At 65.8% G+C, this 14,202-nt stretch carries 12 protein-coding genes and 2 pseudogenes; 10 read left to right on the top strand and 4 right to left on the bottom strand.

Going from position 1 to position 14,202, the window contains the following annotated elements:
- Window positions 1-41 precede the first annotated feature (41 nt).
- The 6 genes from ACVWY5_RS03275 (at window position 42) to ACVWY5_RS03300 (ending at window position 5,567) form a co-directional block, all read left to right on the top strand.
- Entirely contained in the window at window positions 42-1,100 is a 1,059-nt protein-coding gene (locus ACVWY5_RS03275; RefSeq protein ID WP_321176638.1) for a hypothetical protein, read from the top strand.
- Window positions 1,097-1,972 carry a ThiF family adenylyltransferase gene (locus tag ACVWY5_RS03280; RefSeq protein WP_028332947.1) on the top strand — a complete coding sequence of 292 codons (876 nt, stop codon included), beginning with the start codon at window positions 1,097-1,099 and terminating at the stop codon, window positions 1,970-1,972. Before ACVWY5_RS03275 ends, ACVWY5_RS03280 begins: the two co-directional genes overlap by 4 nt.
- Window positions 1,969-3,168 (top strand): hypothetical protein, encoded by a 1,200-nt coding sequence (locus tag ACVWY5_RS03285; protein ID WP_028332948.1) that lies wholly within the window; start codon window positions 1,969-1,971, stop codon window positions 3,166-3,168. Before ACVWY5_RS03280 ends, ACVWY5_RS03285 begins: the two co-directional genes overlap by 4 nt.
- Window positions 3,165-4,286, top strand: coding sequence for a hypothetical protein (locus ACVWY5_RS03290; protein WP_028332949.1), 1,122 nt, complete (start codon window positions 3,165-3,167; stop codon window positions 4,284-4,286). Before ACVWY5_RS03285 ends, ACVWY5_RS03290 begins: the two co-directional genes overlap by 4 nt.
- On the top strand, window positions 4,283-5,278 hold the full coding sequence (locus ACVWY5_RS03295; protein ID WP_028332950.1) for a nitroreductase family protein: 996 nt from the start codon (window positions 4,283-4,285) through the stop codon (window positions 5,276-5,278). The genes ACVWY5_RS03290 and ACVWY5_RS03295 overlap by 4 nt, the downstream gene beginning before the upstream one ends.
- 82 nt (window positions 5,279-5,360) lie before the next feature.
- Entirely contained in the window at window positions 5,361-5,567 is a 207-nt protein-coding gene (locus ACVWY5_RS03300; protein ID WP_028332951.1) for a hypothetical protein, read from the top strand.
- Window positions 5,568-5,878: 311 nt separating this feature from the next.
- On the opposite strand, the gene ACVWY5_RS03305 is transcribed toward ACVWY5_RS03300, so the two are convergent.
- Window positions 5,879-6,454, bottom strand: a complete 576-nt coding sequence (locus tag ACVWY5_RS03305; RefSeq protein ID WP_028332952.1) for a DUF2478 domain-containing protein — start codon at window positions 6,452-6,454, stop codon at window positions 5,879-5,881.
- Between the two features lie 71 nt (window positions 6,455-6,525).
- Window positions 6,526-7,935 (bottom strand): aldehyde dehydrogenase family protein, encoded by a 1,410-nt coding sequence (locus ACVWY5_RS03310; RefSeq protein ID WP_028332953.1) that lies wholly within the window; start codon window positions 7,933-7,935, stop codon window positions 6,526-6,528.
- 342 nt (window positions 7,936-8,277) lie between these two features.
- Here ACVWY5_RS03310 and ACVWY5_RS03315 point away from each other — a divergent pair, with 342 nt between their 5' ends.
- On the top strand, window positions 8,278-8,658 hold the full coding sequence (locus tag ACVWY5_RS03315) for a hypothetical protein (protein WP_028332954.1): 381 nt from the start codon (window positions 8,278-8,280) through the stop codon (window positions 8,656-8,658).
- A gap of 104 nt (window positions 8,659-8,762) precedes the next feature.
- On the opposite strand, the gene ACVWY5_RS03320 is transcribed toward ACVWY5_RS03315, so the two are convergent.
- Window positions 8,763-9,614, bottom strand: a complete 852-nt coding sequence (locus ACVWY5_RS03320) for an SDR family NAD(P)-dependent oxidoreductase (protein ID WP_028332955.1) — start codon at window positions 9,612-9,614, stop codon at window positions 8,763-8,765.
- A gap of 321 nt (window positions 9,615-9,935) precedes the next feature.
- On the opposite strand from ACVWY5_RS03320, the gene ACVWY5_RS03325 reads away from it, so the two are divergent.
- Entirely contained in the window at window positions 9,936-11,432 is a 1,497-nt protein-coding gene (locus ACVWY5_RS03325; RefSeq protein WP_028332956.1) for an aldehyde dehydrogenase family protein, read from the top strand.
- Window positions 11,433-11,776: 344 nt separating this feature from the next.
- Here ACVWY5_RS03325 and ACVWY5_RS03330 read toward each other — a convergent pair whose 3' ends face one another.
- The gene (locus tag ACVWY5_RS03330) at window positions 11,777-12,160 is read right to left on the bottom strand and encodes a winged helix-turn-helix domain-containing protein (RefSeq protein WP_016846469.1); all 384 of its coding nucleotides are present in this window, start codon (window positions 12,158-12,160) and stop codon (window positions 11,777-11,779) included.
- A 160-nt stretch (window positions 12,161-12,320) separates the two neighbouring features.
- Here ACVWY5_RS03330 and ACVWY5_RS03335 point away from each other — a divergent pair.
- Together ACVWY5_RS03335 and ACVWY5_RS03340 are read left to right on the top strand one after the other, a co-directional pair.
- A pseudogene (locus tag ACVWY5_RS03335) lies at window positions 12,321-13,449 on the top strand (alkene reductase).
- A 125-nt stretch (window positions 13,450-13,574) separates the two neighbouring features.
- A pseudogene (locus tag ACVWY5_RS03340) lies at window positions 13,575-14,090 on the top strand (GFA family protein).
- Window positions 14,091-14,202 lie beyond the last annotated feature (112 nt).

Here is a 14,202-nt window from a genome sequence, read left to right on the forward strand (position 1 = left end):
AACAGGGGTGAGTGCAGAGATCGCGCCCGAGGGACAGAGAAATGGCGTCCACGGACAATCCCACGCCGGCTTCCAAGAGCCTTGGCAAGCACCTTGGCAAGGCGCGCGCCGCCTTTGACGGTCTGCGCAGCCATGGCGGCTTCTGGCTGAGGGCGCTGTCGCAGCCGACCATCGATCTCAGCTTGCGCACCCAGGCCGGCCAGCGCACCCGCATCGTCGAATCGCCCGGCCTGTCGCTGCCGAGGGACGAGCTCGACGCGTTGGTCGAGCAGCTGCGCATCGTCGCCGCCAAGACGCTGCCCGAGGAGAGCCTGACCTATGGCATCTTCTCCGGCGAACCCGAGCGGCTCTCGCGCGCCGTCGTCACCCTAATATCCGAAGAAAACACCGGGCGGCCGATCGCCTTCAACGCGCTGTCGGTGATGGACGTGCCGCTCGACGGCGAGCCGGCCGAGGTCACTCATCTCGGCCTCGTCATGGTCGATCCCGATGTGCACGGGCAGGGGCTGTCCTGGGTGCTCTACGGCCTGACCGCGCTGGTGCTGTTCGCCCGCGACGGGCTGCGGCCGAAATGGATATCCAACGTCACCCAGGTGCCGGCGGTGGTCGGCATGGTCAGCGATACGTTCTCGGACGTGTTTCCGTCGCCGCTGCCGGGCGCGCGGCAGAGCTTTGCGCATCTCCAATTGGCGCGCGGCATCATGGCAAGGCATCGCGCGGTGTTCGGCGTCGGCGAGGAAGCCGGCTTCGACGAGGCGCGCTCGGTCATCACCAACGCCTATACCGGCGGCTCGGACGCGCTGAAGAAGACCTTCGAGGTCGCCCCGAAGCATCGCAATGCCGTCTATAACGAGTTTTGCGCGCGCGAGCTGGACTACGCGCGCGGCGACGACGTGCTGCAGATCGGCCGCGTCGATCTTGCCGGCGCGCGCCGCTATCTCATGAGCGAGGTGCCCTCGGGCTCGCTGCCGGCGCTGCTCGCGGCGTCCGCGATGCTGGCGCTGCAGCGGCTGGTGCTGCCGATGGTCTACTGGATGGACGACAGCCGCGCCTTCGGCACGCTGCGTCCGCGCAAGCAGGATGGCGGGGCCGCGCGATGAATTTCGACTATTACTCCTTCACCGGCCGTAATATCGGCTTCATCGACGAGCACGAGCAGCAGCTGCTGCGTCAGGCGCGGGTGTTCGTCTGCGGCGTCGGCGGCATGGGCGGCGCGGCCTTCATGGCGCTGGCGCGCGCCGGCGTCGGCAAATTCGTGATCGCCGACATCGACCGCTTCGAGGTCTCCAACCTCAACCGCCAGGTGTTCGCCTTCGCCGACGAGGTCGGGCGCGAGAAGGCGGCGGTTGCCGCGGAAGCGGCGAGGCGCATCAATCCGACCATCGAGATCGAGGTGCTTGGCGAGAACTGGACCAGCGAGCTGGCGGGGATCGCCGCGCAGTGCCCGGTCATCGTCAACGGCATGGACGATATCGCTGCCGGCGTGCATCTGTACCGGACTGCCAAGCGCGCCGATGCCACCGTGATCGACGCCTACATGTCGCCGCTGCCGTCGGTGATCGTGGTGCGCCCGCACGATCCGCGGCCCGAGCAGCGCCTCGGCTTCCCGACCCTTGGCAAGGACTGGACCGATATCACCGAGGACGATCGCCGCGCCGCGATGCGCGCCGAGATCGAGCACGTGATGCTGCACTCCTCGTCGCGCGACTATGTCGACCTCGCCATCGCCGGCGAAGTGGCCGCTGGCCGCCGCAGCCGGATGTCGTTCGCGCCGATGGTGATCTCGACCGGCATGCTGATGGCCTATGAGGCGGTCGCGCTGATTCTGGGCCGCACCTCGGGCACCGATTGCCGTGGCTGGTTCCTCAACCCGCATCGGCCCGCGATCGAGAAGCCGCGCAATGCGCTCGTCGCCGCCCTGATGCGTCCGCTGGTTCGGCGGGCCATCGACGAATTGACTGGCAGCAAATGACGTCCGGGGTGATCGCCGATTCCATCGTCAATCTGTGCGGCGCCATCGGGCTCGCCGTGGCGATGATGACGTTCTACCGGCGCGATCCAAGGAGCCCTTTGACGCTCCGCCTGCTGCTCGCACTCGGCGTGATCGCAATCCTGTTCCTCGACCGCGGCCTTGCCTGGTGGACTGGAAGCCGCTTGCTCGACCGCCTCTCGGTGATCCCGGCCTCGCTGGTCCCGCTCGGCGCCCTGATCGTCACCGAAGGCATCCTGCGGCGTCACGCGCCGCGCCCGGTCAAGATCGCGGCGCTCGCGGGCGGCATCCTGCTCGGTCTTGGCGGCCTGTTCGGACTGCAACGGCTGGCAATGCCTTACGCGATCGCGCTGGCGCTGTTCCAACTGCTGGGCTTCGCCACGTGCGCGCTGCTGCTGGCGACGCGCGATCGCGCCTCGCTGATGGCCGCGGAGAACCGCAGCATCGGCCGCATGGCGGTCGGTGCGATGGTCGTGATCCCGTTCATCCTGACCGACTTCCGCACGCTATTTCCCGATATCCCGGTGCGGCTCGGCGCGCTGGGCGCGCTGCTCACGGTGACGGTGATGCTGATCGCCGGCGGCGGCGCCGAGACGCGCCGGCATGGCCTTGCGATGATGGCGCTGCGGCTGATCTCTTCGGGCCTGTTGGGGCTCGCCGCCGCCTTCATGGCGCCCGACGTCGACGCCGCCCAGATGGTTCGTTTCGTCGCGGTTGCGATCGCCGGCGTGCTGACCATCGGGTTGATGACGGACGCGCTGCGGGCACTGTTCGAATCGCAGGAGCCGGGCGTGCTCAATTCGGTCGCGGCATCGCCGGCGCAGACCCGCGAGCAGTTGATCGCCGAGCTCGCGCGGCATCCGATCTTCGAAAGCGCGCGGCGCTTCCGCGAGAACGAGCTCGCGCTCTACGATCCGCCGCTGCTGCACGACTTCCTGTCGACCCGGCGCGTGCTGCGGCGGTCCGACGCGCCATGGGGACTGGCGTCGACCGATCCCGCGGCCGAGCGCATGGTCTCTCTGATCGCAGCCAACAACGCCTCCCACGTCATCGTGCTCGGACACGATCCGCTCGACCTGATCGTGCTCGCGGTGCCCGTCACCGCGGCCGATCCAACCACTGAAACCGCGCTGGCGCTGGTGCGCCGGCTGCTGGCGTTGACCCCGGAGGCCAAATGACATCAGAGATCCGCGAGGGCGACCGCAGGGCGGCATTCGACGCCGCCCTCAATGCCTACGGGCCCGACAGCCTCTACGTGCCGCCGCTGTGGAGCGATTTCGACCGGATGTTTGATCCGGCCGGGAACCCGTTCGTCACCGAAGGCCACGGCCGCTATGCGCTGTTCTCCGCGCATCGCGATGGACGGCCGGTCGGTCGCATTGCGGCCTCGATCCACGACGCGTCCAACCGCAAGCACGGCACCCGCCATGGTGCATTCGGCTTCTTCGACTGCATCGACGACGTCGAGGTGGCCGATGCGCTGCTGCGCGCCGCCGAGCAATGGCTGTCGGCGCGCGGCATGAGCCGCGTCGCCGGCAATTTCAATCTCACCGCGATGCAGCAGATCGGCGTGATGACCGACGGGTTCGACCATTCGCCGTTCACCGACATGATGTGGTCGCCGCCGCACATCGCAAAGCATCTCGAACGTGCCGGCTATGCCGCGACCTTCCCGATGACGACGTTCGAGATCGCGCTCGACGGCGGCAAGCCGGAGCAATTGCTCGGCGACAAGCAGCGCGCGGTGCTGGCCGATCCCGATTTCGTCTGGCAGCCGATCAAGCGTTCCGCCTTCAAGGTGCGGTTGGAGGATGCGCGGCTGATCCTCAATGACGGCTTTGCCGACAATCCGATGTTCGTGCCGCCGACCGCCGCCGAATATCTGTTCCAGGCCGGCGACATGATGTGGATCATCGACAAGCGGATTTCGACCGTGGTCTATCACCGCGGCCGGCCCGCCGGAGCGATCATCGCGATCCCCGACCTCAATCCGCTGATCAAGGCGATCGGCGGCCGGGTCGGGCTGTCAGCGCCGTTCAAATTCGTGCAGCACCGCGTGATGAACAGGCGCGCGGTGCTGATCTATCAGTCGGTCTGCCGCGACCTGCACAATCGCGGCCTCAACGGCGCGATGCTCTACCGCACCGCGCTGGCGTTGCAGGAGGCCGGCTATCGCACGCTCGGCGGCACCTGGATCGCTGACATCAACGGCCCGTCGCTGCGCCAGGCGGAGAAGGTCGGGGCGAAGCCGCTGCACCGGCTGCATCTATTCACCAAGCGGCTAGCCGCACCATGAGCGCGCTGACGCCGGATCTGCTGCGCGAGGTGGTCGCGGAGGCGCGGTTGGCGCCGAGCGTCCACAACATCCAGCCGACCCGCTGGCGCCTGCTCGGCGATGGGCGGCTGGCGCTGGTCGATGCGACCGGCGTCCGCGCCCCGGTTGCCGACCCCGTGGGGCATGACGTGCTGGTGTCGCATGGCGCGGCGCTGGAGGGCATGAGCCTCGCGCTTAACCGCCGGGGCTTCGCAATCACAGGCATCACCACGCTCGAGCAGCCGCTGTCGCCGCAGTTTGCGGTGCTGTGCTCTTTTGCGATCAGGCAAGGAGCCGAGCCCGATCCGCTGGCGGACCTTGTGGCACGCCGCATGTCGTGGCGCGGCAAGTTTGCGGCATCGCCGGTCGATGCGGCGGCGCTGGCGCAGCTGGCTGCCGCGCGCGACGATGTAATCTGCATTGGAGATCGCCAGGCGATTGCCGATATCGCCAACTGGGCCGATCGGGCCGAATTCTCCTTTGTCCGCGGCGACGACTATCGGGCTGAGCTGCTCGCATGGATGCGGCTGTCGCCCGGCCATCCGCATTATCTGCTCGATGGGCTCAACCGTGATGCGCTCGCCATGAATGCGGTCGAGGCCACCGCCGCGCGCTACCTGCTCGGCACCCTGTTCAAGCCGCTCGATCGTCTCGGCCTCGCCGCATCGTTGCTTGCCGACGGCGCCAAGACCGCGTCGGCGTCGGCGATCGTCCTGTTTTGCCGTCCCGTCGGTGAGGATCCACTCACGACCGGACGGCATTTCTACCGCGCCTGGCTGGAGATCGATCGCGCCGGTTTCGCGGCGTGCCCGATTTCGGCGCTGGCCGATCATCCTGACTTTAACGACCGGCTGCGAAAGCTCGGCAAAATCGGCGCCGATCTATGCCTCGTCAACGTGTTCCGCATCGGCCGGCCATCAAAACCGATCAAACCGCGGCATTTCCGGTTGCCTGTTGACCGGCTCATTGTCTGAAAATTAAGCTGCAATCCCCGCTGTCAAAACTTCACGCGGTCGTGCTATGACGCCGCCCGCTAACCAACGACCGGTGGAGATGATGTCGAAGCAATCGCTGCGCGAGGAGGCCGAACGCCTCATCCGCGAGACCATGGAAAAGCGGAACTTGGTCGTCAAGCAGGGCACGACCCGGATCGAGGCCGTTTGCGGCAAATGCGGTGCGCCGAACCGGGTGCAGGCGGAAAAGGGCCAGTCCCGCGTCAAGTTCACCTGCAAGAACTGTGACCACAAGCAGGAGACGCTGTGAGCGGGGCCGCGCTCCCGTCATCCTGAGAGAATGTGAATGTATTCAGCGTCGTCCTGGCGAAAGCCAGGACCCATTACCCCAACCGCTTGTTGTTGTGCGATGCTGGGGCCACTATCGCACTCTCAATCGAATTCGGTGGTTATGGGTCCTGGCCTTCGCCAGGACGACGGCGTGCGGAGGCCGCTCGCTACAATACTCACGGTGACAGTCAGCAGTCGCGTAGGATGGGTGGAGCGAAGCGATACCCGTCAATGCATCGGTGCGGCGGGATGATGGGTATCGCTGCGCTCCACCCATCCTGCGAAGCAGGTCTACTTGAATACTTCGCAGACCGTGACGTGATCCGGCGCGATCCTGGCCGCGGTCCACAGCGAGACGCTGTGCCACCAGGCATCGAGCGCGTGCCGGTCGCAGGCGAGCTTCACGCTCATCCCGCCGGCGAACTTGATCCAGTCCGCAAAGCTCGCGCGCGACACCGCGATCACGACCGGAATGTCGGCGCCGAGTGCGCGCTCGATCAGGAAGCCGAGGCCCTTGCCGTCGTGCTCCCGCTTGCCGAAGCGGTTGATGACCACAAGATCGGCGCCTTCAGCGAGCGCATCGGCGACGCGGACGCCGGCGGCCTGCAGCCGCGACAGATCGAGCTTGCAGCCGGTCGCGCCAGCGCTCGTGGTATCCGGGCTCGACGGCTGCGCCAGCAGCAGCGTCTCGCCGCTATGCACCAGCACAGCCGACAGGCTGGAATCCGCGCATTGGCCTGATTGCACCATGCCGACCACGCGCGCGCCGTGTGCTCTCAGATCGGCAGCGAAGTCGCGCAGGATGGCATCGGGATCGTTATCGGCGTCATAGACCAGGGCGGCAAGGTCGCATTGGGCGTCGAACATGATGGGCTCTGTTCGTTATGGAGGGGAGGGGCGGCCGCGGCACCGAGGCGTCGCGGCCGCATGTTGATGGGTCAGGCGGCCGGTGGGCCGTTGATGATCTGCAGCTGGGTGAACTCGGCGAGGCCTTCCTCGGCGAATTCGGTGCCGATGCCCGACTGCTTGGCGCCGCCGAACGGGATGTTCGGGGCCATGTCGAGGTGCTTGTTGATCCACACCGTGCCGGCCTCGATCCGGGTCGCGATCTCGTGCGCGCGCTGGATGTCGGACGACCAGACCGACGCGCCGAGGCCGTAGGTGGTGGCATTGGCGCGGCGGATCACGTCGTCCTTGTCGGAGTACTTGATGACAGGCAGCACCGGACCGAACTGCTCCTCGTCGACCAGCTTGGAGCCTTCCTTGATGTCGCGCACGATGGTCGGCTCGATGAAATAGCCGGGGCGGTCCATCGCGGCGCCGCCGGCGATCACATTGCCGTTCTTGCGGGCGTCGTCGAGGAACGCCTTGACTTTCTCGTACTGCATCTTGTTCTGCAGCGGGCCGAGCTTGGTGCCCTGCTTGGAGCCGTCATCGACCACGGTGTTCTTCGCGATCGCGACCAGCTCGTTGCAGATTTCGTCATAGACCGACTCGTGCACATAGAGCCGCTTGATGGCGAGGCAGACCTGGCCGGAGTTCTGGAACGCGCCCTCGAAGATGCCGGGCGCGACCTTCTTCGGATCGACGTCGTCGAGCACGATGCCGGCGTCGTTGCCGCCGAGCTCGAGCGTGATCCGCTTCAGGGTCTGCGATGCGCTCGCCATTACCTTCTGGCCGGTGGCCGAGGAGCCGGTGAAGGAGATCTTGCGGATGTCGGGATGCTTGGTCATGTGGTCGCCGAGATCGTTGGCATCGGCGATGAAGTTGAGCACGCCCTTCGGCAGGATGTCCTTGACCAGTTCGGCAAAGCGCAGCGAGGCGAGCGGCGTGGTCGGCGCAGGCTTCACCACCAGCGTGTTGCCGGCGAGCAGCGCCGACGGCAGCTTGAACGCCAGGATCAGCAGCGGATAGTTCCAGGGAATGATCGCGCCGACCACGCCGAGCGGACGGCGATAGGCCTCGACCTTGCGGTCGCCGGAATTCTCGATCACGCGCATCGGCAGTTCGAGCGAGCCGAGATAGCGGAAGAAGCCGGCCATGCCCATCACCTCGCCGGTGGCATCGGCGAGCGGCTTGCCCTGTTCGCTGGTCAGGATATGCGCGAGCTCGTTGGCGTTGGCCTCGATCACCTCGGCCATCTTGATAATCAGCTTGCGGCGCTCCTCCATCGGCGTGGCGGCCCAGGCCGGGTAGGCGGCCTTCGCGGCGGCGACAGCCTTGTCGAGCTGTTCCCTGGAGGCGCGCGGGCATTGCGCCACCACCTCTTCGGTCGCCGGATTGAGCACCGGCATGGTCTGGTCGCCGGGTACCATCTTGCCGTCGATGAGAAGCTTGTAATCACTCATTGGCCTTGCTCTCCCTGGTCAAACGGGCCCTTCGCGGACCTCGCTATATTCGTGCGTATATCACGAATGCGGGTTCGACGCCACGGCCATTCAGGGCACGCGCGCGGTACTGCCGAACCGAATGAATTCTCTGGAAAATCGTGAAGAAAAATCAGCCTGAGCTTCGTGCCGATTTATTCGCGGTCGCCCGCCCGGCGTCAATCGGGGCACCGCGGGCTTCAATAGATTCTAATGCCGCGCGCGCCTCTGCCGATGGCTGCCGCGGCTATACTTTTAAGGGCTGGACGCTGGTCGTCTTGGCGATATATTAAATGGAATATAACGATGATCCGGAGTGCCGGCATGCAGATCGAAACCCAGGAGCTCACCACCTGCGAAGTCGCGTCCGATGGCTGCGCCATTTCGCTTGGCTTCGTGGACGGCAAGGGCGAGCCCGCAACCATCCGCCTGTCGATCAACCAGGTCGGCGCGCTGGTCATGACCTTGCCCGGGCTGATCAGCAAGGCGCTGCAGACCCGCTTCGGCGACCAGACCTTGCGCTACGCCTATCCGCTGGATTCCTGGGTGATCGAACAGTCGACCGATCCGGCGCAGGGCATGGTGACGCTCAAGACCACGGACGGCTTCAGCGTCTGCTTCTCGATTCCGCGCGCCCAGCAGAGCGAGCTCGGCGAGGCGCTGGTCGCGCAGCCGGTGACAAGGGTGCAGGTGCGCGCGAACTAGGAGCTTGTAGGATGGGGGGAGCGAAGCGATACCCATCAAATAGCGGACCGCGGGAGAGGTGATGGGTTTCGCTTCGCTCGACCCATCCTATGATTCCCCCCGGTTCACTTCCCCTTCACGAACGCGGCGAACGCGTCGCCGTAATCCGGATGCCAGCGCGACAGCGGCGGGCGGTTCTCGACGATGTCGCCGGCGGCCCACAGGATGCGGCGCTCGTCGAGTACGCGCGGCACGTCGTTGTCGGGGCAGAGGATGTAGAAGTCGCCGGCTTCGAGGCGTTCGATCATGAAGTCGACGGTCTGCTCAGCTGTCCAGGCGCCGGCCGGCTTCTCGGTGCGGCCGCGGGCGGTCAGCCCGGTGAAGACAAAACCCGGGATCAAGAGATGCGCCGATATCTTGCAGCCGTCGGTGTTGCGCAGCTCGTGCTGCAGCGCCTCGGTGAATGCCTTCACGCCGGCCTTGGAAACATTGTAGGCGGGATCGCCCGGCGGCGTGGTGATGCCCTGCTTGGAGCCGGTGTTGATGATCAGCCCCGGCCGGCCGCGCTTGATCATGTTGGGCGCAAACGTCTGCGTGCCGTTGATCACGCCCCACAAATTGACGCCAAGGATGCGCTGCCAATTGTCCGCGGGCCCGAACATCGCGCTGCCGGGCTGGATGCCGGCATTGTTCATCAGGATGTCGGTGCCGCCGAACTTTTTCGCGACCGCGGCCTCCAGGCTTGCGACCGCGTCGGCGCGGCTGACATCGACCGCTGCCGTCATGATATCAGCCGCGCCACCCGGCGCCGCAGATGACAGTTTTGTCGCAGCATCCTTCAGCCGGTCGTCGCCGAGGTCGGCGATGCAGACCTTCATGCCAGCCTCGGCGAACCGCACTGCGGCGGCAAGTCCGATGCCGGAGGCGCCGCCGGTGATCACGGCAACATGATTGGCTGATATCACGGGGTGGGGCATCTGCGGTCTCCGGACAAGCGAGAGGGCAAGTATATCTTAGGGTCGGGCTTCATCCTTCGAGACACCGCTTCGCGGCTCCTCAGGATGAGGCCTTATAGCAGACCTCATGGTGAGGAGCGCGGCAATGCCGCGCGTCTCGAACCATGAAGCCATGGAACGTGCCGCGACGATCCGCACCACGCACGCAGGCGCATGACAGGTTTTCGTACGCGCCGCCCTCGACAACGCCGGCTCGGCTTTACGGTTTCGCGCCTGCGCTGTAGAATTCGGGATATAACGCTTCCAAAAGACCTCAGCCGACATTTTACAGGGAGTGCAAACATGGCTGTTTCGCAGGCTATTCCGATCACGCGCCATCCTTATGCCGATGGCTCCTACAAGAAGATGCTGATCGACGGCAAATGGGTCGACGCCGCCTCCGGCAAGAAATTCGAGACACATAATCCCGCGACCGGCGAGCTGCTCGCGTCCGTCGCCGAGGGCGATGCCGAGGACATCAACCGCGCGGTCGCGGCGGCGCGCCGCGCGTTCGAAGGTCCCTGGAGCAAGGTGAAGCCGTTCGAGCGGCAGAACATGCTGCTCAAGCTTGCCGAGCTCGTCGAAGCCAATTTCGAGGAACTGTCCCAGCTCGACACGCTCGACATGGGCGCACCGATCAGCCGGACCCGCGGCAACCGCCTGCGCGCGCTCGGCATGCTGCGCTACTATGCGGGACAGGCGACCGCAATCCACGGCGAGACCATCGAGAACTCGCTGCCCGGCGAGATATTCTCCTACACGCTGAAGGAGCCGATCGGCGTGGTCGGCGCGATCATCCCCTGGAATGGGCCGCTGACCGCCTCGATCTGGAAGATCGGCCCGGCGATCGCGACCGGCTGCACCGTGGTGCTGAAGCCGGCCGAGGAATCGCCGCTGACCTCGCTGCGCATCGGCGAACTCTGCATGGAGGCCGGCATCCCGCCCGGCGTCGTCAACGTCGTGCCGGGCTATGGCGAGACCGCGGGCGCCGCGCTCGCCTCGCATCCCGATGTCGACAAGGTCGCCTTCACCGGCTCGCATGTCACCGGCCAGTCGATTATCCGTGCGTCGGCCGGCAACCTCAAGCGCGTCTCGCTCGAGCTCGGCGGCAAGTCGCCGGACATCGTGTTCGCCGACGCCGATCTCGACGCCGCGGTGCCGGGCGCGGCGATGGCGGTGTTCGCCAATTCCGGCCAGATCTGCAGCGCCGGCACCCGACTGTTCGTCGAGCAGAAGGTCTATGACGAATTCGTCGGCCGCGTCGCCGAGTTCGGCCAGAAGCTGCAGGTCGGCAACGGCCTCGATCCCAACACCCAGATTGGTCCGCTGGTGTCGCAGCAGCAGATGGACCGGGTGTCGGGCTATCTCGACATCGGCCAGAAGGAGGGCGCCAAGGCGCTGGCCGGCGGCGGCCGCCTCACCGAGGGTGCGCTGTCGAAGGGCTATTTCGTGCAGCCGACCGTGTTCGCCAATGTGCAGGACAACATGCGCATCGCGCAGGAGGAGATCTTCGGGCCGGTGATCTCGGCGATCTCGTTCAAGGATCCGGACGAGCTGATCAAGCGCGCCAACGCCACCACCTTCGGCCTCGGCTCGGGCGTCTGGACCACCAATGTCAGCAAGGCGCACCAGGTCGCGAAGGCGCTGCGCGCCGGCTCGGTCTGGGTCAATTGCTACCAGGCGATGGATCCAGCGGTGCCGTTCGGCGGCTACAAGATGAGCGGCTACGGCCGCGAGTCCGGCAAGCAGCACGTCGAGGAATATCTCAACGTCAAGGCGGTCTGGATCAAGACCGGCTAGATCGTTCGGTTCGACCGCATCTTGCTTACCTCTCCCCGCCTGCGGGGAGAGGTATAGGCCGCCTATGGCGGCCGTCCTCAAGAACGCCGAAGCGGAGCTTCGGCTATGTTGCATCGCCAGATGCAATCCGGGTGAGGGGGTACAAATCTCAACGCTCGACGTGCTCGCGGAACGAAGCCCTCACCCCAACGCTCGCATGATTTCGGAATATTAGAAGAATATCCCTGATTTGCCCGACGCGTCAAGTTGCCTTGTCGAGCGCCGGGGCGCCGCCGGCTCCTTTGCATGGGGTTGTTTTCGATATTTTTGCGACGCGCCCCTGCGACAGCCGCCGGTTCCTGCGTTTACCGCCCGGCGGCCTTCTTCGGCTTGCCGATGTCGCTGCGCAGCGCCTCGAGATCCTTGCGCACCGCGCTTGCCGCGTCGCGCTCGATCTTGCGGTAGCGCGCCACCAGGGAGAGGCCGAACGGGGTCAGCACCGCGCCGCCGCCATTCTTGCCGCCGGTCTGCCGTTCCACCGCCGCCTGGCGGCAGATGCGGTTGATCTCGTCGACCAGGTCCCAGGCGCGCTTGTAGCTCATGTCCATTGCGCGGCCGGCGGCGGAGATCGAGCCGCATTCCTTGATCCGCTCAAGCAGCAGGATCTTGCCCGGCCCGATCCGGTCCTCGGCATCGAGGTCGATGCGGACGCTGAGGGAGGGGAGCGATGAGGCGCTCGATTTCGACATGGGAGACCTGTTCTCGTGGCAACAGATTGCCACTACCCGCTTTCATGAACAAGATGAACCCGTTAGATAACGGGCATGATCCGGAAAAGTGGACACCGGTTTTCCGGGCGGATCATGCCCAGACTATAACGGAAACCACATAAGAATATTTGGGGCAGGCATGAATCCTCCGTCGCTGTTTTCTCCGCTCAAGATCGGTCCCTACCAGCTCGAACATCGCGTCGTGATGGCGCCGCTGACGCGGATGCGGGCGGCGCGGCCGAGCCTCGTGCCGCGGCCGATGAACGCGGAATATTACGCGCAGCGCGCCACGCCCGGCGGCCTGCTGATCGCGGAGGCCTCGCCGGTGGTTGCCACCGGCTTCGGCAATCCCGGTGTTCCCGGCATCTATAGCGAGGCGCAGATCGCGGGCTGGCGCGAGGTGGTGGATGCCGTGCACGCCAGGGGCGGCTTGATCTTCCTGCAGCTCTGGCACGTCGGCCGCGTCTCGCATTCCTCGTTCCAGCCGGGCGGCGCGCTGCCGGTGGCGCCGTCGGCGGTCGCGATCCCGTCCGAGTTCAAGTGCATGACGGCGGACGGCAAGGTGGTCGACTACGAGACGCCGCGCGCGCTCGAGACCGACGAGGTCGCCCTGATGGTCGAGGCCTACCGGCAGGGCGCAAAGAACGCGCTCGCCGCCGGCTTCGACGGCGTCGAGGTTCACGGCGCCAATGGCTATCTGATCGAGCAGTTCCTGCAGTCGCGCAGCAACCTGCGCACCGACCGGTATGGCGGCTCGATCGAGAATCGCGTCCGCTTCCTGATGGAGGTGACGCAGGCGGTGACCGAGGTGTGGGGTGCGAGCCGTGTCGGCGTGCGGCTCTCGCCCTATGGCATCGCCAATGGCAGTGGCGAGGCCGACCCGATGCCGCTCTACAGCCACGCCATCACGGCGCTGGACAAGCTCGGGCTTGCTTATCTGCATTTCATCGAGCCGCGCGCCTCGGGCACCGGCCGCGCCGAGGTCGACTGGCAGAACGTGCCGTCCGCGATGGTGCTGTACCGCCCGATATGGAGCGGCGTGCTGATCACCGCCGGCAATTTCGTCAGCGAAACCGCACAGAGCGCGGTCGCCGAAGGTCATGCCGATGCGATCGCGTTCGGCCGCTACTTCATCTCCAACCCGGATCTGCCGCGCCGCCTGCAGCGGCGGCTATCCGCTGACCAAGTACAACCGCGCCACCTTCTATGCCGGCGAGGAGAAGGGCTACACGGATTATCCGGTGCACGACGAGCTGGCGCAGGCTTAACTCTTCGTAGCCCGGATGGAGCGCAGCGAAATCCGGGGCCTTGCATCAGCGGATCAAGCATCCCCGGATTTCGCTACGCTGCATCCGGGCTACGATAGCTCGGCCAGCAAAACCGGGAGGCCGCGATGTTTCCGGACGACGAGTTCGAGCCGACCAAGAAGCCAAAGCCGGTGGCGCTGGCGAAGCCCGCGGCCGGCCAATGCCTGTGCGGCAAGGTGCGGTTCGAGATCGACGTGCCGGCGCGCTGGGCCTGGCATGATCACACGGCCGCCAGCCGCCGCGCTCATGGCGCGGTTTACGCGACCTATGTCGGCAGCTGGAAGAAGCGCTTCCGCATCACGCAGGGCGAGAGCGAGCTGTCGCGTTACGAGGACGCGGAAAGCAAGACCGCGCGCAGCTTCTGCGCCAATTGCGGCACGCCGATCATCTACGAACGCGCGCGGTCGCCGCACATGGTCAACATCCCGCGCGCGCTGTTCTCGGGGCGCACCGGCCGGCAGCCGCTCTATCACATCGCGATCGAGGAACTGCAGTAATGGGCCTACACCGGCGAGCCTCTGGTGCCACTGAAGGGCTATCCCGGCGTGGTCTGGCAGCGCTCGAAAAAGAAGAAGCGCAGCGAGCGCGAGGGGATGTTCTAGCGAGCGTTTTGCCTCAGGCGCGCGCCTGCGGAATGCGGCCATGACCGCCCGCTCGATTGCTCCGGCTGCGCAAGTTTGGTCATCTCCCTTGATCCCCGTCGGCCAACGCGCC

This window comes from Bradyrhizobium sp. USDA 3256 (assembly GCF_054058275.1).